The 20,070-nt window shown below is 38.0% G+C and carries 18 protein-coding genes and 1 pseudogene; 9 read left to right on the forward strand and 10 right to left on the reverse strand.

Going from position 1 to position 20,070, the window contains the following annotated elements:
* Positions 1-15: 15 nt before the first annotated feature.
* Positions 16-1,035, reverse strand: a complete 1,020-nt coding sequence (locus ACZ42F_RS04260; protein WP_464279878.1) for a PstS family phosphate ABC transporter substrate-binding protein — start codon at positions 1,033-1,035, stop codon at positions 16-18.
* 177 nt (positions 1,036-1,212) lie between these two features.
* On the opposite strand from ACZ42F_RS04260, the gene ACZ42F_RS04265 reads away from it, so the two are divergent.
* The 5 genes from ACZ42F_RS04265 (at position 1,213) to ACZ42F_RS04285 (ending at position 5,456) form a co-directional block, all read left to right on the forward strand.
* The gene (locus tag ACZ42F_RS04265; RefSeq protein WP_464279879.1) at positions 1,213-1,593 is read left to right on the forward strand and encodes a hypothetical protein; all 381 of its coding nucleotides are present in this window, start codon (positions 1,213-1,215) and stop codon (positions 1,591-1,593) included.
* Positions 1,594-2,016: 423 nt separating this feature from the next.
* Entirely contained in the window at positions 2,017-3,522 is a 1,506-nt protein-coding gene (gene istA / locus ACZ42F_RS04270) for an IS21 family transposase (protein ID WP_464280195.1), read from the forward strand.
* Positions 3,509-4,249: an IS21-like element helper ATPase IstB gene (gene istB, locus ACZ42F_RS04275; protein ID WP_464278703.1), complete on the forward strand. Its 741-nt coding sequence runs from the start codon at positions 3,509-3,511 to the stop codon at positions 4,247-4,249. Before istA ends, istB begins: the two co-directional genes overlap by 14 nt.
* Before the next feature lie 286 nt (positions 4,250-4,535).
* Positions 4,536-4,874, forward strand: a complete 339-nt coding sequence (locus ACZ42F_RS04280) for a hypothetical protein (protein WP_464279880.1) — start codon at positions 4,536-4,538, stop codon at positions 4,872-4,874.
* A gap of 291 nt (positions 4,875-5,165) precedes the next feature.
* Positions 5,166-5,456: a hypothetical protein gene (locus ACZ42F_RS04285; RefSeq protein ID WP_464279881.1), complete on the forward strand. Its 291-nt coding sequence runs from the start codon at positions 5,166-5,168 to the stop codon at positions 5,454-5,456.
* A 41-nt stretch (positions 5,457-5,497) separates the two neighbouring features.
* On the opposite strand, the gene phoU is transcribed toward ACZ42F_RS04285, so the two are convergent.
* From phoU to ACZ42F_RS04305, 4 genes are read right to left on the reverse strand one after another with little or no spacing between them, the layout of a single operon-like run.
* Positions 5,498-6,169, reverse strand: a complete 672-nt coding sequence (phoU, locus tag ACZ42F_RS04290; RefSeq protein ID WP_029969309.1) for a phosphate signaling complex protein PhoU — start codon at positions 6,167-6,169, stop codon at positions 5,498-5,500.
* A gap of 12 nt (positions 6,170-6,181) precedes the next feature.
* Positions 6,182-6,940: a phosphate ABC transporter ATP-binding protein PstB gene (pstB, locus tag ACZ42F_RS04295; protein WP_464279882.1), complete on the reverse strand. Its 759-nt coding sequence runs from the start codon at positions 6,938-6,940 to the stop codon at positions 6,182-6,184.
* On the reverse strand, positions 6,921-8,705 hold the full coding sequence (locus tag ACZ42F_RS04300; protein WP_464279883.1) for a sensor histidine kinase: 1,785 nt from the start codon (positions 8,703-8,705) through the stop codon (positions 6,921-6,923). The genes pstB and ACZ42F_RS04300 overlap by 20 nt, the downstream gene beginning before the upstream one ends.
* Positions 8,698-9,390 (reverse strand): winged helix-turn-helix domain-containing protein, encoded by a 693-nt coding sequence (locus tag ACZ42F_RS04305; protein ID WP_464279884.1) that lies wholly within the window; start codon positions 9,388-9,390, stop codon positions 8,698-8,700. Before ACZ42F_RS04305 ends, ACZ42F_RS04300 begins: the two co-directional genes overlap by 8 nt.
* A 183-nt stretch (positions 9,391-9,573) precedes the next feature.
* On the opposite strand from ACZ42F_RS04305, the gene ACZ42F_RS04310 reads away from it, so the two are divergent.
* On the forward strand, positions 9,574-11,037 hold the full coding sequence (locus ACZ42F_RS04310) for an alkaline phosphatase (RefSeq protein WP_464279885.1): 1,464 nt from the start codon (positions 9,574-9,576) through the stop codon (positions 11,035-11,037).
* A gap of 166 nt (positions 11,038-11,203) precedes the next feature.
* The gene (locus tag ACZ42F_RS04315) at positions 11,204-12,208 is read left to right on the forward strand and encodes a YibE/F family protein (protein WP_464279886.1); all 1,005 of its coding nucleotides are present in this window, start codon (positions 11,204-11,206) and stop codon (positions 12,206-12,208) included.
* Positions 12,209-12,236: 28 nt separating this feature from the next.
* Here ACZ42F_RS04315 and ACZ42F_RS04320 read toward each other — a convergent pair whose 3' ends face one another.
* From ACZ42F_RS04320 to ACZ42F_RS04335, 4 genes and pseudogenes are all read right to left on the reverse strand, one after another.
* On the reverse strand, positions 12,237-12,905 hold the full coding sequence (locus ACZ42F_RS04320) for a type 1 glutamine amidotransferase (RefSeq protein WP_464279887.1): 669 nt from the start codon (positions 12,903-12,905) through the stop codon (positions 12,237-12,239).
* A complete protein-coding gene (gene thiD / locus ACZ42F_RS04325; protein ID WP_464279888.1) occupies positions 12,905-14,290 on the reverse strand; it encodes a bifunctional hydroxymethylpyrimidine kinase/phosphomethylpyrimidine kinase in 1,386 nt (461 codons plus the stop codon). Before thiD ends, ACZ42F_RS04320 begins: the two co-directional genes overlap by 1 nt.
* Positions 14,291-14,293: 3 nt before the next feature.
* Positions 14,294-15,975: pseudogene (locus ACZ42F_RS04330) on the reverse strand (glutamine--tRNA ligase/YqeY domain fusion protein).
* A gap of 84 nt (positions 15,976-16,059) precedes the next feature.
* On the reverse strand, positions 16,060-16,800 hold the full coding sequence (locus ACZ42F_RS04335) for a biotin--[acetyl-CoA-carboxylase] ligase (protein WP_464279889.1): 741 nt from the start codon (positions 16,798-16,800) through the stop codon (positions 16,060-16,062).
* A gap of 42 nt (positions 16,801-16,842) precedes the next feature.
* Here ACZ42F_RS04335 and ACZ42F_RS04340 point away from each other — a divergent pair, with 42 nt between their 5' ends.
* Both ACZ42F_RS04340 and ACZ42F_RS04345 read left to right on the forward strand, forming a co-directional pair.
* Positions 16,843-18,537, forward strand: a complete 1,695-nt coding sequence (locus ACZ42F_RS04340) for an ABC-ATPase domain-containing protein (protein WP_464279890.1) — start codon at positions 16,843-16,845, stop codon at positions 18,535-18,537.
* 209 nt (positions 18,538-18,746) lie between these two features.
* Positions 18,747-19,007 (forward strand): DUF4282 domain-containing protein, encoded by a 261-nt coding sequence (locus tag ACZ42F_RS04345; protein ID WP_464279891.1) that lies wholly within the window; start codon positions 18,747-18,749, stop codon positions 19,005-19,007.
* A gap of 66 nt (positions 19,008-19,073) precedes the next feature.
* On the opposite strand, the gene ilvC is transcribed toward ACZ42F_RS04345, so the two are convergent.
* Positions 19,074-20,066, reverse strand: coding sequence for a ketol-acid reductoisomerase (gene ilvC / locus ACZ42F_RS04350; protein WP_464279892.1), 993 nt, complete (start codon positions 20,064-20,066; stop codon positions 19,074-19,076).
* Between the last annotated feature and the right edge of the window lie 4 nt (positions 20,067-20,070).

Consider the following 20,070-nt stretch of genomic DNA (forward strand, 5'->3'; position numbering starts at 1 on the left):
AAATCCCAACAGGGCTTACTTCTTTTGTAAATCCTTGAGAGTAAGAGGAGTTAAGGAAAATACGCGATTCCTTACCTCTTCTCTTTCTTTTTTAGGTAGAGGAATAAGCCCTATTCTCTTTAACATCCCTCTATCCCCAATCATTTTTTCACTTAAAAAGAGTTTAACATAATCCATAAGACCTGGAATTTTACCAACATGGGCCTTTTTAATGTAAAAATAAAGAGACCTGGAAAGAGGATATTTGCCGCTGGAAATACTATCAGGAGTTGGACTTACGCCATCTACCACAACTGCCTGAATACGATCACTGTTTTCTTCCAAAAAGCTATAGCCAAAAATACCTATGGCTTCTTTATCCTCAGTAAGCTTTTGCACGATTAAATTGTCATTTTCTCCAGAAGGAATATACACTCCATCCTGTCTAATTTTAGAATACTTCCCGCCATACTCTGGAATTTTTTTCGCAATCTTTTCCATGGCCAACTCTTCAAAGGCATCTCTTGTACCAGAAGTAGTAGGAGGCCCATAAAATTTAATTTTGCGGTGAGGCAATTGGGGATTAATTTCATCCCAGTACTTATAGGGATTGGGAACCAGCTTACCCTTTTGAGGGACTTCAGCTGCTACAGCCAGTAAAATTTCCTTACGAGTCAACTTAAGAGAAGGATTGTTGATATTTTGCGCCAGAGTAATACCATCAAAACCAATCTTAGCTTCTACAATTTCCTTAACTCCATTTTCCTGAGCCCTTTTAAATTCACTTAACTTAATTCTTCTGGAAGAATTGGTAATATCTGGAGTGTTTTCCCCTACTCCAGCCCCAAAAAGCTTATGTCCGCCTCCAGAACCAGTGGATTCAATAACTGGAGTGGGATACTTGGTGGTTGCCCCAAACTCTTCAGCCACATAACTGGCAAAAGGATAAACCGTACTAGAACCTACAATACGGATTTGATCTCTGGCCTGAGCAAAACCCACCAGCCCTAAAACCAACAGACAAATTGTTAAAAAAGTCAATTTTACCTTACTCATAAATAAACCTACCTCCTATAAATATCGTTTGCTCACCTTTGTAGGTAGGTCTGTTTACAGAATAAGGTAAAAAATGTTACATTTTGTTGACAAAACTAAAAGTTTTTTTCTTATCCTGCCTGGACAAAAAAATATATTTTTTTTAAGCAAAACTAAAAAAGAAAAAGGGGGGAATTCATGAAAAAAACATTTTTTCTATGCCTGGTATTAATCCTTATTATTCCTTCTTTAAGCCTGGCCCAGAATAAAAAAGTTACCTTTTCAGGAAAACAGGTAAAAGGAACAGGACCTCTAAACAATGCTAAGGTAAGCTCTGACACTTTAATTGTAAAAAAAGAAGCTAAAATTATTAAAGTCACAGGAAATGGCAAGTATTGTATCTGGCTTGTAGGTAAGTGGCCTGCTTATCTTTGCAGCAAAAAAACTTCTGACTTAGTGGGAAAAGTTTTACCAGAAGGAGAATATACTATCTTACCTTCTGTTGGAAAATATCAAAGTTATGCTACCACCAGTATAACTGTGGAATGTCCTAATTGTGAAATAAAAAAGAAACGATAAAAAATAGGTAAATTAAAATGCTAAAAAAATAATTATTTTAATAGGAATAGTTATATTTTTTTATTCAACCAATAGTCTAGCCAGGGTAAATTTTATAAAAGGGAGTATAAATAAAAATATTAATATCTCTACTCCATCTACTCCGTTAGTTCCTGAAGATTCTATATACAGGTATATGCCAAAATACAAACCAATATATTCAACCATTATCGAGTTTAAGATAGATAAAAATTCTTCTTATACCCTATACTTACATTATCCACCTCACAAAAATATCTTTTTTGTTAATGGCCAATTAAAATGAGCCCTAATCGGACAATAATTTTGAGCCACTTCTAGAGTGCAACAGATGGCAAAAGGCCATATCCTTCTAATTGTCTTATAAAGGACAATTAGGAGGATCAAAACTTGAAGGAATGGATCGTGATTCACAAAATCAAGGCATTATACGACGATGGCAACGGGCTTTCAATCCGAGCAATTGCCCGAGAACTAGGCATATCTCGGAACACAGTGAGAAAGTATCTGGGCATGGCGGAAGAGTCCATTCAAGCACAAAAGAGTCAACGAGAGCGCGCTAAGATACTTGATCAGCATCGGGACTACATCGTCCATCTGCTTCAAAGCTATCCAGGGCTTAGTGCGGTCAAGATTAGGGATAGACTTTTACGCAAGCATCCGGAACTTACAGTATCAAGTCGAACTGTCAGGCGATTTGTCAGGAGAGTGAAGGAGACTATCAGTTTCAAACAGAAGCGTTACTACGAGCCAGTTCTGGCCATGGAGCCTGGAGTACAGTGCCAGGTTGATGGTGGGGAGTTTCGCGGTTTGATGATCGGCGGAGAGGAAACGAGGGTGTACTTTGTGGTGTTTGTGCTTTCCTATTCGAGACTCATGTATGTGGCGGTGTGCAGGGAGCCTGTGGACACGGAGAAGTTTATACAGATGCATGATGCGGCCTTTCGTTACTTTGGAGGGTGTCCTGAGGAGTGTGTATATGACCAAACGAAGCTGGTGGTACTAGAGGAACGGTTTCGGGAGCTAAGGTTAAATGAGAGGTTTCACGCTTACGCCACAGCGGCAGGTTTTCGTGTGAGGGCCTGTGAGGGTTACGACCCCGAGAGCAAAGGCAAGGTAGAGGCCGGGGTCAAGTATGTGAAGCGCAACGCCCTTTACGGAGAGAGTTTTAGGAACTGGCAGGAGTTTGAGTCTTATCTATTGGAGTGGCTTAATGAAAAGGCCAACAAGCGTGTGCACGGCACCACGGGGAAGGTAGTGCGTAAGCACTACGAGGAGTGTGAGCGTTCTCATATGCGTGCCTACTTTACGCCCACGTATCTGAACCTACCTGAGGCATGTCAAGAGGTGCGGAAGGTGGACAAGACGGGGCTTATAGCCTGGAAGTCCAACCGCTATTCAGTGCCCATGGCCTATCAAAGGGCGCGAGTTGGGGTGAAGGAGAAAGGCCAGTGGCTGATAATCTCTAACCTTGAGACCGGAGAGGAGGTGGCGCGGCATGTTTTGAGCCGTGGACGAGGTGAGGTGATCAAGAACACCAACCATTACCGAGACAGAGAGAAACAGATTGCAGGTTACGAGACCGAGATCAGGGGGCATCTGGGAGAGGAAGGAGGTAGGAAGATATGTGGGCTTCTTAAAGAGACCTCTCCCAAGATTTACAAGGATCAGCTGGCAGGCCTAGTGAGGCTTCTTAGGCGTTATGAGATGCCAGAGGAGCTTTTAAGGTGTCTTTGCGAGCGACGGAGGCTTACTACCAGCCAGATCCAAGACTATCTTGAGGCCTGGGAGCATCGTCCGGAATATTTCTGCGAAGAATGGCTGGATAATCCCGCCGAAGTAGAGAAGAACTCAGCTCTTGGGCGGTATGCCAGGGTCACCTGTAAGGAGTTGAGCCATGAGATCCATTGAAGAGGTAGCCCATAAATACCGGAGCTTGAGGTTTAACAGCATTGGCGAGGCTTTGGCAGAACTTCTCCGTCAAGCCGAAGAAAACGAGGTATCTTATCTTGAGTTTGCGGACATGTTGGTAGAACACGAGCAGAAGGTGCGCAACCGGAAGCGAATAGAGCTCAACCAGCGTAAAGCAAGTTTCCCCACGGAGAAACATTTGGAGGGTTTTGACTTTAGGTTCCAGACGACCATTACGAAGCGTCAGGTGAACCGGCTTCTCACGTTTGAGTTTATCGAGAATCGGGAGAACGTGATCTTCATAGGACCACCTGGGGTTGGGAAAACTCATTTGGCCATAGGGATAGGAGTAAAGGCAGTGGGTGCTGGGTACAAGGTGCTTTTTCAGACGGCGCTAGAGCTGGTGGAGACTTTGGAACTGGCAGAACTCAAAGGGGAGTTGAAAAAGAAGATAGCAAGCCTTTTGAAATTTGATCTTTTGATCATAGACGAGCTTGGATATCTGCCGATGAGCAAGAGGAGCGTTTACAACCTGTTTCAGCTGATCAATAGCTTATACGAGTATCGTTCGGTGATGATCACGACAAACAAGGAGTTTACGGCATGGGGAGAATTTTTTCACGACGAGAACGTGGCAGTCCCAATAGTGGATCGCTTGATTCATCACTCACACATTTTCATGCTAGGAGGTGAGAGCTACCGCTTGAGAGAAAAATTGGAAAACTAGGGAGTGGGCAGGTGGGTCAATTTTGTTGTCCGAAAATGGATTAAATTTTTTGGCCATTGACACTTTTTTAACATATACCAGCAAAATCCACTTACTACTTCCAATCCCAGAAATGCTTATGCTATTTCTTTAGGCGCTTCCAATTATCCCTGCAGACTTGTTAGCCAGCGCTACAATTTGTCTTTTTCTCCCAAAAGCACTTCTTCCAGCCTATATTGCCTTATCTAGCTACCAGCCAAACTTACCAATTATTCTCAATCTCAAATACCCTACAGATCCAGATAGTTTGTTAAAAAGAAAAACTCCTCTTTATTATTGTCCTCAGGTAAGCATATTTTGGGGAGATGTTATCAAAAACCTCTTGCTTCTTCAAAGTACCAGCCCTACCCCTTCTAACTCTATCCTCTTAAAAACTGATAAAGCAAGCTACTCTCCTGGAGAACCCATAAAAGTTAACTTTTCTGGATTTCCAGGGAATAAGCAAGACTGGATAAGTATTGCCTATCCTTATTACCAACCCAATCAAAGTTTACAGTGGCAATACACGCAGGGAAGGACTCAAGGTACCATAAGTTTTAAAGGATTGCCTGCTGGAGATTATGAAGTAAGAGCTTATTTAAACTGACCTGAAGGCAAATACACCATAAAAGCTAGAACCCCTTTTAAAGTTACAAAGACAAATACAACTCTTCCACAGGACAACATAGGAAACCCAAAGGAAAAAATAGAAAATAATTTTAACGTCCTCACCTCTCAAGGCATAAGAATAGAAGCAGAAAAAGAGTTTGCCAAAAATCTCTTTCATCCCACTTCTCCACAAGAACAAGCCTGGCGCTCTAGAAAACTAAAAAACCTTCCTCATTCAGGAGATGGTTACTGGTATCTTTCTAGAAAAAATGATTGGGTAGCTTATCTCGTGAACATACCTTCTCCAGGAAACTACAAACTATGGCTCAAAGATCTAAATGACCACAAACATCCCTATGGGGCCAGAAGTCTTCTCCTTTCTATGGATGGAGAAATAATAGGTACTTTTCCTGAAAATTCAAATCCTCAGAAAAAAATCTGGGGATGGCATAAGCTTACTTCCCTTTATTTAAGCAAAGGACAACACATTTTAATCCTTAAAAAAGCTAAGACCACTTCTGCTGCTGCAGTAATAAATGCTATCTACTTCACTTTAGGAGAGGAGGTTCCAACCCAATAAACTTAAAACTAGAATAAGCTTTATCTAAATTACACTTGAATTTACTTTCTATTATCAAATTGACAGGAGTGTTTTATATTTACTCCTTTTTCTATAAAAACGACATTCTCTGCTATATTTGTAGATAAGTCAGCAATCCTTTCAAATCTCCTGGATATGTTCATGCACTCAACAGACCTTTCTATAGCTGGAGACTCTTTTAACATTAAGTTAATAATGGTCTTAAAAATATAAGAATTTAATTCATCAACCTCATTATCCATACGACAAATATAAAGAGAAAGCTCTGAATTAAGATTGGTAAAAGCCAAATAGCTCTCTTTTAACATCTCTCTAGCTTTGGTTCCCAGTTGATAAATATTATCGTAAAAAGAAAGAGGCGGCCTGGTACTCAAAAAAATAACAGACTGAGCTATATTTACAGCCTCATCTCCTACTCTTTCTAAATCCGAGCAACTGCGCATACAACCTAAAATAAAGCGCAAATCCTTGGCTACAGGCCCCTCCAGGGCCAAAAGTTTTAAAGCAAGTTCATCAATTTCCACTTCTTGTTTATTTACAATTATGTCATTATCTATAACTTCCTGACATAAATCAGCATCCATATTTTTTAAGCCCAAGATAGCTTTATCTACTGCTTCAATAACCTGAGAAAACATATTCAACATTTTTAATTTCAATTCTTCTATTTCTTTAACCAAAATCTTAGACATTTTTTACTCCTTTTAGCCAAATCTTCCTGTGATATATTCCTCGGTTTGTTTTTTATCCGGCCTAGTAAAAATCTTATCCGTAGTATTTACTTCTATAAGCTTACCCATATAAAAAAAGGCTGTATAGTCAGAAACTCTTGCTGCCTGTTGCATGTTGTGAGTAACAATGACAATGGTAAACTTGTCTTTTAATTCAAAGACAAGATCTTCTATCTTTTGGGTAGCAATGGGGTCCAGGGCTGAAGCAGGTTCGTCCATCAATAAAACTTCTGGCTCTACAGCAATGGCTCTAGCAATACACAATCTTTGCTGTTGCCCTCCAGATAAACCCATGGCTGAATCCTTTAACCTATCCTTTACCTCGTTCCATAAGGCAGCCATTTTAAGACTTTCTTCTACTCTATGGGCAATAAATTCTTTGTCCTTAACTCCATTTACCTTTAAACCAAAGGCTACATTTTCAAAAATAGACTTGGGAAAAGGATTGGGTTTTTGAAAAACCATGCCCACTCTTCGCCTAAGCTCCACCACATCCACTCCAGGCGCATAAATATCTTCCCCATCCAGGGTCAATTTGCCTTCTACCCTGCTTCCTTCAATTAAATCATTCATTCTATTTAAACAGCGTAAAAAGGTACTTTTCCCACAACCTGAAGGGCCTATTAAGGCTGTAACCTTATTTTCCAGCATATCCAGGGAAATATTTTTTAAAGCTTGAAATTCGCCATAATAAAAATTTAAATTCTGAGCCTTAATTTTTACTTTCTCCATTTTTATCTTCTTCTCTCCTTTTAGGTAAAGTAAACCAAAAAGCACATCCTCTATTATTTTTTACAGGACTTTCCAGCCAAATCCTTCCTCCCAATTTATTTATAATATGTTTACAAATAGCCAGCCCCAAACCACTGCCTTTGGGTTTTACTTCCACCTTTTCTCCTCGATAAAACCTTTCAAATATCCGCTTTTGTTCATCTGGAGGAATGCCAGGGCCATCATCAATCACGCCAATTTTAAATTCCAGAGGAGTTTCCTCTGCTACAATTTTTAATTCCCCTTTTGTTTCTAAACCATACTTCAAGGCATTATCTATGAGATTTTGAAGTACATGATATATTGCCTTATTATTAGCCAGAACCAGGGGGAAATTCTGGGCTATTTCTTTTTTAAACTTAACTTTTTTAGCTTCAATTCTTACCTTAAATTCCTGCAATAGTCTATCAATCAAAGAATGTACATCTACAGGTTCCATATCTATTATTTCTTTTTCTGTTTCCAGCTTAGATAATTGTAAAATATCATCTAGTAAATTACTCATTTGCTCACTATTACGCTTTACTACCTCTAGAATCTCCTTTCCTCTATTTTTTAAGATATCCTCATTATTAAGTAATGTCTCTATATAACCTTTAATACTGGTTAAAGGAGTTCTCATTTCATGAGAAGCATTGGTAAAAAAATCTCTTTTTATCTTTTCCAGTTTGAGTATTTCACTTATATTATAAAAAACAAGAATATAAAACTTATCTCTTCTAAATTCAAAAGGAATAATCTTGACCTCAAAAAACTCCTTTTCCATTTCCGTACGAAAAGATACCACCTCTATACAGTCTTTAGAAAGAATATCTTCTACCTTATTTTGTAAACTCTTATTTAAAACAACCTCCAGGAAACTCTTTCCTTCAACCTCTTCTCTCTTTACCATTTCTCTAAAGGACTTATTGGACCTTACTAAATTCATATGTTTATCTATAACTACAACTCCTTCCTGAATGTTGTTTAAAACATTTTCCAGCTCTCTTTTTTGACTTTCTATCAATTCAATCTTTTCTGAAAGATTATTAGCCATATTGTTTAAAGCTTGCACCAGATAAGAAAATTCACTTATATCACTAACAAACTTAGACCTTTTCCCTTCACTAAAATCCTTAGCTGCCAAAGAAAGGGAATAAATCCTTTTAGAAATTTTTCTGGAAAATAATATGGAAATAACTAAGGAAAGCAAGAAAGAAATACAGATTAAAAACCAGGCCACTTGTTCAATGGATTGAACAACTCTTTGTAATTGTGAATAAGGCCTGGCCATACGTAAATATCCTTTGAAAGGCCCAATGGATTGCCTGGATGCAATATAAATAAAATAGGTATCAATGGTATCACTATAGCGTATGGAAACTCCATACTTACTTTTTCTAGCTTCAATTAACTCCGGTCTATTGTAATGATTGTCTAAATATTTAATTTTACTTAAATCAAGATAAGAATCACTTATCACCACTCCCTTTTCATCTATAAAGGTAAACCTGGAAGAAAAAAGTTTACTGAGTTTTTTCAAAACTGAATCCAGGCTAGAAATGTCTAAAATATTACTAGATCTTAAAAACTCTATACTAATCAAATATTCCTTTTTTATATCAGCTATGCTTTCTTCTTTTAATTTTGATTCTACTTTATAAGAAAAATAAGCCAATGGTATTAAAGAAGATAATAAAGAAACCAAAAATAAAACTAAAAAAATAATTCTCTTCAAACTATTCATCTTTTATCCTTAATCTATACCCAGTACCTCTTACGGTCTCAATTATGCTGGAATAAGCACCAAGTTTAACCCTAAGCCTTCTAATATGCGTATCTACAGTTCTGGCATAGCCATCAAATTCATATCCCCACACTTTATCCAAAAGATATTCTCTGGATAAAACTGTATTTTTATTTTGTATGAACTCCTTTAATAATTTGAATTCAGTAGAAGTTAAATTTATTTCCTTATTTTGAATAATAAGAGTCATGGCCTTTAAATCTAAAGACATATCCTTATAGGTCCATACCTCTGTTATCTCTTGTTTATCTGCATATCTTCTCAAAATAGCTTTAATCCGCAAAATAAGCTCTCGTACACTAAAGGGTTTTACCACATAATCATCTGCACCCAGTTCAAATCCCACCACTTTATCCACTTCTTCTCCCTTGGCCGTAAGCATCAAAATGGGAATATGCTTGGTTTTGGAATTCTGCTTTAATTTTTTACAAACTTCCAGCCCACCCATCTTGGGCAGCATAAGGTCTAGAATGATAAGCAAAGGCTGTTCTCTTTCTGCCTTTTCATACCCCTCCAGACCATCTAAGGCATATAGTGGCTTAAAATTTTCAATCTCTAAATTAAGTCCAATGAGATTGGCAATATCAGGCTCATCTTCCACAATCAAAATTTTTCCCTTTTCCATAACCCCTTTTCCTCAAACAAGTTCTGCCTTTACTAGAAAAGAAATGTTACATTTTTGTTACTTTTAACTGACAATATTAAAACTTTGCTAAAAAAAATATACCCAAAGTTCAACCAATTGTAACTTATTTTTCATGTTTGACCTTTAACTCCTTTATAACTTTTTTAAGGAGGTGAAAAACAGATGCGAAAAGTAAACCTATTTCTCCTACCTGTGTTTATTTTTCTTTGCTTAGGAACGGCTATGGCTGCCAATTCAGCTAAATATGTATTTTTGTTCATTGGAGATGGAATGGGTATTCCTCAGAGAATGGCTGCCAGGGAATTTGCCCAGGGCAAGTTGATGGTGGACAGGTTTCCAGCCCAGGGTATTACCACTACCTCTGCGGCTAATCGCTTTATCACAGGTTCAGCAGCAGCGGCTACAGCCATAGCTAGCGGCTATAAAACCAATATTGGGTTTATAGGTCTCCTACCTGATGGAAACAAAGTTCCCACTTTAGCTGAGCTGGCCAAAAAACGCGGACAAAAAGTAGGAATAATCTCTTCTGTATCCATAGACCACGCTACTCCAGCAGGTTTTTATGCCCATGTACCTCAAAGAAGCATGTATTATGAAATTGAACTCCAATTGGCAGAGAGTGGATTTGATTTTTTTGGGGGCGGAGGATTTAAGGATCCAGAACATAAAAAGAAGAATGGTCCCAGATATGTGGGCAATGCTTATACTTACGCTCAAAAACAAGGATATAAAATAGTTAAGAGCAAAAAAGAGTTTTTAGCTTTAACACCCAAAAATAACCCTAAAATTTTAGCAATAAATCCCAATTTGCCTGATAGCAAAGCCCTTCCCTATGCCATTGATCGCACTCAGGAGGATATTTCTCTGGCTGAATTTACAGAAAAGGCTATTGAACTTCTGGATAATCCCAGAGGATTTTTTATCATGGTGGAAGGCGGGAAAATAGACTGGGCCTGCCATGCCAATGATGCCACCACAGCCATAAAAGATACTCTCGCTTTTGACCGGGCTATAAGCAAGGCCTTTGCCTTTTATGAACAACATCCTCAAGAAACCCTAATCGTAGTCACTGGAGATCACGAATGCGGAGGAATGACCCTGGGTTTTGCAGGAACCAAGTATGAGACCTATTTTCAACTACTGGGAAGACAAAAAATCTCTTTTAAAAAATTTTCAGACCAGATAGTGCCTCTATTTAAAGAAAAAAACTATTCTTTTGAGCAGATAAAACCTTTTATTACTGAATATTTTGGTCTAAAATTTAAGGGCAATCCCCAACAGGATTTGCTGGTACTATTACCAGAAGAAGTCAACTTTTTGAAACAAGCCTATCTTAAAACTCTAAATCCTGAAACTTCTAAAAGTAAAAAAGAATACATTCTCTACGGAAACTATGATCCTCTTACCGTAAGTATAACTCACCTGTTAAATCAAAAAGCAGGCATAGGCTGGACCTCCTACAAGCATACAGGAGTGCCTGTATCTACAGCAGCTATTGGTGTTTCTGCCCATCTTTTTAATGGCAGCTATGACAATACTCATATTGCTAAAAAAATAGCTCAAGCCATGGGGTTGGAAAATTTTGCAACCCCTTCTACTAAACAGATATTTAGTTATGCTAACTAACCCTATCCCCCTCCTTTTAGGGAGCCGTGTCCTTAACGGCTCCCTAAAAAAAGAACTCATCTTTATTTTTATTCTTACTCTATTTTCTTTTATTTTAGTTTTTCTTCCCAATTCATTTACCTTTGCTCCCGGTCAAAGTTTACGCTGTAAAGCTCAGGTGCTAGCAGTGGATAATTCTTTAATTCAAAATTTTGGTTTAATAAAAACAGGAGAACAATTATTAACTTTAAAAATACTAAATGGAAAATTTAAAGGTAAAATTATTAAAAGTAATAATATTCTTTTAGGGCATTTAGATAAAGATAAAATTTTTGAGAAAAACGACAATGTTCTCCTGGTGCTTAGTTTAAATCCCACAGGAGAAATAGTTTATGCCAATCCTCAAGATTATTATAGATTAGACCTGGAGCTTTTGTTTTTGGTTGTTTTCAGTTTAATACTTATCTTATTTGCTGGTTTTACAGGGATAAAGGCCCTCTTATCTTTTATATTTTCTGCTCTTTGCATCTGGAAAATACTTATCCCAGGACTCTTAAAAGGAGTAAACCCCATTCTAATTACCTTTTTTATTACCAGTTTTCTTACCGCAATCATTATTTTTCTTGTGGCAGGCTTTAATAAAAAAGGGCTTACAGCCTTTTTAGGTAGTATGTTTGGAATAGGAATTACAGCTCTTTTATCCATTTATCTTACCCAAAAAGCCCACTTAAACGGAGCTGTCCTTCCCTTTGCAGAAACTCTTCTTTATTCTGGATTTGCCCACCTTAATCTAAGCCAGATTTTTATTGGGGCCATTTTTCTTTCCTGTTCTGGAGCTGCTATGGATTTGGCCATGGATATTGCAGCCAGCCTACAGGAGTTAAAAAACAAAAATCCTTTACTTTCCTGTAAGGAGCTTATTTTGTCTGGAATAAATGTTGGTAAATCAGTAGTAGGTACAATGACTACTACTTTACTTTTAGCCTATTCTGGAGGATATATTACCTTACTTATGACCTTTATGGCTCAAAAAACTCCCTGGATAAATATCTTTAACTTGGTTTATGTAAGTTCAGAGTTTTTTAAAACCATATTGGGAAGCATAGGATTGGTGCTGGTAGCTCCCTTTACCGCTTTAGTGGGAGGAGTTATTTTTACTAAAAAAATTTACTTAGTAAAATTAAAAAAATAATCAATTTATCTAAAATCCCAAAACTTATCTAATAAAGAAAAAGATATTTTTCTAAGATTTTAGCATTTTCCTCACTTTCAGCAAGCATACTTTCTGTATCTTGCACATAAGTTCCACTTAGCTGTAAATCTTCTCCACAATTAGCAACTAGATTTTCCACCTCTTTTCTTCCTACTTCCAGGTGAAACTGCAGGCCCAGTCCATTGGGAGGGAAGAAAAAAGCCTGATTAAGACAAGCTTCACTTTTGGCCAGCCTCAAAGAACCCTTAGGTAAATCAAAGGTATCTCCATGCCATTGAAATACTTTTAACTTTTGAGGAAAATCAACAGTTAAAGGACAGTTAAGGACTTCTATAGGCCACCAGCCTATTTCTTTATATTTATTGGGATATACTTTAGCCTTAAGGCTTGCTGCTATTATTTGGGCGCCCAGACAAATACCTAAGACCTTTCTCCCCTCTTTTAAGGCCCTGGCCACAAAATCTATTTCTGTACTTAACCAGGGATATTGCAGGCTATCATATACTCCCATGGGACCACCCATAAGAATAAGGAAATCAAAATCCAAATCTGAAGGAGGCACTTCTCCCTGGTAAAACCTGGTATAACTAAGAGAGCTTATCTTTTTGATGTATAACCACTTCTCAATTAGCCCTATGTCCTCAAAGGACACATGTTGAAAAACCTGTACTTTCACTAATAAGCCTCACCAATCTGCTTTAATTTGCCAAGCAAGTCTTCTTTACTATAAGCTAGTACCCTGATCATAGGTTCTTTGCCCTTTTCTCCCGGGTCAGCAATAAATTCAATTTTTTGCCCCTTATTTTCAGCAAATACCTTGGCTACTCCCCACTCCAGGGTAGAGCCTTCTTTTTCCTTTACTTCTTTGGGCTCATCCTCACGATTAAAAGTAAAAACAGGATATCCAATTTTTCTAATAGCCTCTAAAATCCTGGGAGAATAGCGAATATTGGCAGCCAAAACTATCCTGGGATCGTATTGGGCAGCAGTAAGAACCACTCTGGCCATATGAGAAGATACCCCAAATAAGACTTCACCCCAGAGCAACCTGCCTTCTTTATCTACACTGATTCTTCCCTCAAAACCAGCCACATCCTCTTTATCCTGGGCATAAGGAATGAGCCTTACCATGTTCATTCTCACTTCTGGAACCAGAAAACCAAGCTTTTCAGTCAAAAGCTTTTTCTTTAGCCACCATAGATCTTCCAAGGCTCTATAGCGGTTAACCTCTTGATAGGTTTTAGCCAAATGATTTACTGGACCTGCACCTTTTCCTAGAGCATAGGCATTTTTAAGGGAAAAAAGTAAAAACTCCCTGGCCTTAGCCACACTAAGGGGAATATCCATCCCTTTAGCTAAAAAAGTAGCTATAGCTGCAGAAAGGGTACAGCCTGTACCATGATTGTTAGAAGTAAAAACCTTTGGGCTTTTAAATTCTATGGTTTTGCCCTCAGGAAAGGCCAAAATATCCACCACTTCCTGTCCATCCTCTGGAAAAAAGTGCCCACCCTTTAACAAAATAGCCTGACAACCCAGGGCAAACAGAGATTTTAAGCAGGCTGGAATATCCTTTCTACTTTCAAGCTTTACTCCACTTAAAAGCTCTGCCTCAGGGATATTGGGCGTTAGCAGGGTGGCCAAAGGCAAGATTTCTTTTTTCAATACCTCTATTGCCTTATCTTGAAGCAATTTATGTCCACTTTGACTCACACAAACAGGATCTACCACCAGAGGAACTGACATTTTTTTTAAAAGGGGAGCTAGCTTAAGGATAATCTCTGCATTAAAAAGCATCCCTGTTTTAACAGCCTGAACTTCCAGATCTTCTCTTACCACTTCCAATTGTTTGGCTACAAAACTGGCTGGAGGAGCTTCAATGGCAAAAACTCCACAGGTATTTTGAGCAGTGAGTGCAGTAATCACAGAAGCACCATATCCACCCAAAAGCGTAATGGTTTTTAAATCTGCCTGAATCCCTGCTCCTCCGCTCGAGTCAGAGCCAGCTATGGTTAACACCACCGGGATTTCTGGTCTGTAGGTATTGTCCAACAAAACTTTCATCTCCTATTTTTCGCTTAATTTAGCTTCTATTTTAGCCCAGGAATCTTTTAAAGTAACTGTGCGGTTTAAAACCAGAGACTCAGAAGTAGAGTCCCTGTCCACACAAAAATAACCCACACGCTCAAGCTGAAAAACATCCCCAGGCTTTAAGCCATAAAGAGCAGGCTCTACCAAGGCCTCCACTTCTTTTAAACTTTCTGGATTTAAAAGTTCTTTAAAACTTTTTCCTTTTTTTCTTCTAAAGCAGGATTTTCTACTAAAAATAACCTGTCATAAAGCCTTACTTTTGCCTTTTTGGCCTTTCTGGCATCTACCCAGTGTAAAGTGCCTTTTACCTTTCTACCATCAGGAGTATACCCCCCTCTACTCTCTGGGTCATAAGTACACCTAAGCTCTACAATATTCCCCTGCTCATCTTTAACCACTTCTTCACAAGTAATATAATAAGCATAACGCAACCGCACTTCCTTACCAGGAGCTAAACGGAAAAACTTTCTGGGAGGATCTTCTCGAAAATCGCTTTTTTCTATATAAATTTCTCTACTAAAAGGAATTTTGCGCTTACCTGCACTGGGATCTTCTGGGTTGTTGATGGCCTCCAGCTCTTCTTCCTGCTCCTCTGGATAATTGACAATCACCACTTTTAAAGGCTCTAAAACTCCCATAAACCTTAAGGCCCTTTTATTTAAATCCTCACGCACGCAATGCTCCAAAAGGGAATAATCTACCAGATTGTCACTCTTGGCAATGCCTATACGCTCACAAAAGTCCTTAATCGCTTCTGGAGTATAACCCCTTCTGCGCATTCCAGAAATAGTAGGCATTCTGGGGTCATCCCAGCCAGAAACATAACCCTCCTGTACCAGAAGATTTAACTTGCGTTTACTCATCACTGTATAGGAAAGGTTAAGCCTGGCAAATTCAATTTGTTGGGGATGACAGGGAGTATTCAACTCATCTAAAAACCAATCATAAAGAGGTCTATGATCTTCAAATTCCAGAGTACAAAGGGAATGCGTGATTCCTTCTATGGCATCAGAAAGGCAATGAGCAAAGTCATAAGTGGGATAAATACACCATTTATCTCCAGTTCGATGATGTCTAATCTTTTTAATTCTATAAATAACAGGATCACGCATATTTAGATTGGGAGAAGACATATCTATTTTTGCCCTTAAAACACATTCACCCTCTTCAAATTCTCCATTTTTCATTTTTTCAAAAAGCTCAAGGTTCTCTTCTACACTTCTATTACGATAGGGGCTTTCTTTTCCTGGTTCAGTCAAAGTACCTCTATATTCTCTAATTTCCTCTGGAGAAAGCTGGCAAACATAGGCTTTTCCTTTTTTAATTAATTCCAGAGCATAGTTATAAAATTTTTCAAAATAGTCTGAAGCAAAATATAGATGCCCTCCCCAATCAAAACCCAGCCATTTTACATCTTCTTTAATGGATTCTACATACTCAGGACTTTCTTTTTCAGGATTGGTATCATCAAAACGCAAATGACACCTTCCTTGATATTCTTCAGCCAGACCAAAATTAAGACAAATGGACTTGGCATGCCCAATATGTAAATAACCATTGGGTTCTGGAGGAAAACGAGTAATAATCGTTTTGTGCTTACCATCAGCCAGATCTTTCTCAATGATTTGCTTAATGAAATTGCTCTTTTTTTCTAACATGTTTACCTATCCTCATCTTTAATGTGGTTGTTAACATAAAAGAATATTCTAAATAATAGCTACCAAAACCTCAAGAAATTCTAATCAACTTTTAAAAGCCACAACACTACCATTAAAAAAAGTCTTAATTCTTCCCTTTTCTAACACTAGGAGTTCACCCTTTGGACCCAGTCCAGTCAAAATACCTTCTGCTCTGGTTTCTCCATCCTCAATCACCACTTTCCTGCCTTGAAAGGCCAAAACCTGATTAATCCTATCTATTAACACCTGAGAATCTTCAAAAAAATAGGTTGAAGCCAAGTTAAGCAAATGTTGTTTTAATTTCAGCCAGAATTCCAGCACATCCACCTCTGGCAATTCCAAGCTCCCTGCTGGAAAAATCCTCTCTTCCAGTTGGGGAGCCTGCTTAAGATTTAAACCAATTCCTGCTAATAACTTATCCTTTCTTTCTTCTAATAAAATTCCACCAACCTTTTTCTCTTTATAAATCAAATCATTGGGCCACTTTAAGCTTAGGAAAAAGCCCATATTAGCCAAACTTTGCTGGACTAAAAAACCCAAAAATAAGGAACTCAGCTGCTCCCATTTTCTCAGTGCAGAAAAGAGAATAGAAACATAGAGATTGCCTGGAGGGGAAACCCACTTCCGTCTCCACTGCCCTCGTCCAGCAAATTGTCTTAAGGCCAAAACAGAATCCAGTTCTTTTAACTCGCCTTTGCCTAAAAGATGCCAGCCCACTTCCATGGTTGACGAACACTCTTGAAAAACATAAATCCTTTGCCCGGTAGAAAGTTTTTTTATCTTGTCTGCCACTAAATTATCCATAAAAGTTACTTAACTTGCTTGCTTTCAAGAGTAAACCCTAAAATGTTAAACTCAGAAAATCTAAAAAACAAACTCTTAAAAATAAACAACAAAGGCTATAAAGCCTACAAAGAAATAGAAGGTGAATATAAATTTTCCAATTTTTATCTTTATATTGACCAGGCACAAAGCGACCCTTTTGCTCCACCTTCTAAAATAAGAATAAAAGTAAATCAAGAAGTATCCAGCTTACCTTATCATTTATTTTCCAATCCAATTCGTAAAATTGCCTTAGAAGACTATCTACACCGAAAACTTTACAATTCAAGTTTAAAATTATCCACTAAAAGTGGAAGTGGAAAAAGTGGTATTATTTTAGTAGATAAATGCTGTCAGGAAGTTTTACCCAGAAGCGTAATAAAAGTAGAGGAAAAGTTTGTAGAAGCCAGAATATATGTAGGTCTTCCAGCCAAAGGAAGAACAATACTTGCAGCTAAAGCTATAGAAATATTTTTTGAACTTATTCCCAGATTAGTAAATAACACCCTAATTTTTAAAAACCTGGATTCCAAAAAAATTCAACACCATATTGAATGCATAGAAGATCAAGAGTGGTTACGCAACAATTTAGATAAATTGGGCTTGGTCGCTTTTATTGCCAATGGCGCTATTTTACCCAGAGAAAGTGGGGTCAGTGAAAAGCCTTTAACCCAAGGTGCCCTTCCCTTTCTTGCTCCACCTTCTTTGGAAATAGAAGTTGAGCTTCCCAACCAGGGCAAAATAAAAGGGTTAGGAATAAAAAAGGGCATCACTTTAATTACAGGTGGAGGATTTCATGGTAAAAGTACCCTTCTCAAGGCCCTGGAAAGAGGAATATATAATCATATCCCAGGAGATGGCAGAGAAGGAGTAGTAACATTAGAAAGTGCGGTAAAGATACGGGCTGAAGATGGGCGCTTCATTGCCAGTACTGATATCTCCCCTTTTATCTCCAACCTTCCTTTTAACCTAGATACCCAAAAATTTTCCACCCCCAATGCCAGTGGCAGTACTTCTCAAGCAGCAAATATTATTGAAGCCCTGGAAAGTAAAAGTAAGCTTTTGCTCCTAGACGAAGATACCTGTGCTACCAATTTTATGATTAGAGATAAACGCATGCAAACTCTAATTCACAAAGAAGATGAACCCATAACCCCCTTTATAGATAGGGTTAAGGAATTATACACTAGTTTTGGAGTATCCACTATCCTGGTCCTGGGAGGGTGTGGAGATTATCTAGAGGTAGCTGATACAGTAATAATGATGAAAAATTATAAACCCTTAGATGTTACTTTGCCCGCCAAAAAAATAATTAAAGAAATACCTTTAACTCGAGAAAAAGAAACTATAAAAGACTTTACTCAATTGAAGTTAAGAAAAATAAACAAATTTTCTTTTCCTTTAATAAAAAAAATAAAAGTAAAAGACAAGTACCATATTTTAGTAGATAGAGAATTATTAGACCTAAGTTTTTTAGAACAACTTGCCTGTCAAGAACAAACTCAAGTAATAGCTTTAATCTTAAAACGCTTAAGTTCTTCTGTAAAAAAAGAAATGACACTTCTGCAAGCAGTGGAAGAAATATTTAAAGACTTAGAAAAAAAGGGATTAGACAGCCTATCTCCCTATTTTCCCAGGCATCCAGGGAGCCTGGCTCTTCCCAGGCTGCAAGAAGTAATGGGCGCAATCAACAGATACAGAAAACTAAAAATATTCTAAGCCCTTTCTGCTTTATCACTTCCCCTTATACCTTACTTTCTCGCAATATTTTTCTTAAAAAAACAAAATAACCTGTTTACAAACTATTTTTTTTTACCTAAGCATAATTTTAAAAAATAGCTTTTATAACTTATAGCTATTTAATATGTTTATAAAAAAGTATGGGCAAATATTTTAAAAACTCAAACCCAAAACTTAAGGAGGAGAAGATGAAAAATTATTTGTTTTTTGAAGAAATGTTGGTACCCAAACTCATCACTATTATCTACTGGATATTGTTGGTTATAGTTGTTATTGGAGGGATAGGTTCTATGTTTGCCGGATATGGTGGATTTACTTTTGGCAAGTTTCTTATGGGCCTGCTTACCATAGTGCTGGGGGCTGTAGGAGTTAGAATCTGGTGCGAACTCATCATTGTCATCTTTAAAATCTACGAAAACACTAAAAAGATTGCTGACAGTAAAAACTAGTTGTAAAAGAAAAAAGCGGATAGAATGTTCTATCCGCTTTTTAAATCATACAATTATCTCACCCAGTTATTTATTTTTTAACCAGGCCATCATACTTCTTAAGGTATCTCCTACCTGTTCAATTTGATGCTCATGCATTTTTCTCCTCAGAGCCATAAACGCAGGAGTACCAGCTTTATTTTCTAAAATCCACTCTCTAGCAAACTCTCCATTTTGAATTTCAGCTAAAATTTTCTTCATTTCTGCTTTTACCTGCTCGTTAATTACCCTGGGGCCTCTGGTATAATCTCCATACTCAGCAGTATCAGAGATGGAGTAGTGCATCTTTTTAAACCCACCTTCGTACAAAAGGTCTACAATTAATTTTAATTCATGCATACATTCAAAAAAGGCAATCTCAGGCTGATAACCCGCTTCTACCAGGGTTTCAAAACCAGCCCGAATAAGAGCACTTACTCCTCCACAGAGCACAGCTTGTTCACCAAAAAGATCAGTCTCAGTTTCTTCAGCAAAAGTAGTCTCAATTACTCCAGACCTGGTAGCTCCAATGCCCTTGGCATAAGCCAGAGCATACTTGAGAGCAGAGCCACTATAGTCCTGGTGTACAGCGACCAAAGCAGGAACTCCTCCTCCCTTAACATATTCTCTTCTTACCAGATGCCCAGGACCTTTGGGGGCAACCATAACCACATCCACATCTTTGGGAGGAACAATCTGGTTGTAATGAATATTAAAACCATGACTAAAAACCAATACCTTGCCAGCTGTTAGATTGGGCAAAACCTCTTCTTCATAAACCAAAGGTTGATACTGGTCCTGAACCAGAATTTGAATAACATCAGCTTTGGCTGCAGCTTCACTGGCACTAATAGGTTCAAAACCATCTTCCTTGGCTTTGAGATAGTTAGCACCGCCAGGCCTTTGCCCCACAATGACATTGACTCCAGAATCTCGCAAGTTTTGAGCATGGGCATGCCCCTGGCTACCATACCCTATAATGGCAACAACCTTGTCTGCTAAAAGACTCAAATCTGCATCCTGTTCATAATAAATCTTCATCTCA

The organism is Desulfonauticus autotrophicus, assembly GCF_055381725.1.

Coding starts and splice junctions, on each gene's coding strand:
- phoU (WP_029969309.1), bottom strand. CDS start 6,169: ATGTCTAAGATTTTGGTTAAAGAAATAGAAGAATTGAAATTAAAAATG.
- ACZ42F_RS04300 (WP_464279883.1), bottom strand. CDS start 8,705: ATGAATAGTTTGAAGAGAATTATTTTTTTAGTTTTATTTTTGGTTTCT.
- thiD (WP_464279888.1), bottom strand. CDS start 14,290: ATGAAAGTTTTGTTGGACAATACCTACAGACCAGAAATCCCGGTGGTG.
- ACZ42F_RS04345 (WP_464279891.1), top strand. CDS start 18,747: ATGAAAAATTATTTGTTTTTTGAAGAAATGTTGGTACCCAAACTCATC.
- ACZ42F_RS04340 (WP_464279890.1), top strand. CDS start 16,843: ATGTTAAACTCAGAAAATCTAAAAAACAAACTCTTAAAAATAAACAAC.
- ACZ42F_RS04305 (WP_464279884.1), bottom strand. CDS start 9,390: ATGGAAAAGGGAAAAATTTTGATTGTGGAAGATGAGCCTGATATTGCC.
- istB (WP_464278703.1), top strand. CDS start 3,509: ATGAGATCCATTGAAGAGGTAGCCCATAAATACCGGAGCTTGAGGTTT.
- ACZ42F_RS04310 (WP_464279885.1), top strand. CDS start 9,574: ATGCGAAAAGTAAACCTATTTCTCCTACCTGTGTTTATTTTTCTTTGC.
- ACZ42F_RS04335 (WP_464279889.1), bottom strand. CDS start 16,800: ATGGATAATTTAGTGGCAGACAAGATAAAAAAACTTTCTACCGGGCAA.
- pstB (WP_464279882.1), bottom strand. CDS start 6,940: ATGGAGAAAGTAAAAATTAAGGCTCAGAATTTAAATTTTTATTATGGC.
- ACZ42F_RS04260 (WP_464279878.1), bottom strand. CDS start 1,035: ATGAGTAAGGTAAAATTGACTTTTTTAACAATTTGTCTGTTGGTTTTA.
- ACZ42F_RS04265 (WP_464279879.1), top strand. CDS start 1,213: ATGAAAAAAACATTTTTTCTATGCCTGGTATTAATCCTTATTATTCCT.
- ilvC (WP_464279892.1), bottom strand. CDS start 20,066: ATGAAGATTTATTATGAACAGGATGCAGATTTGAGTCTTTTAGCAGAC.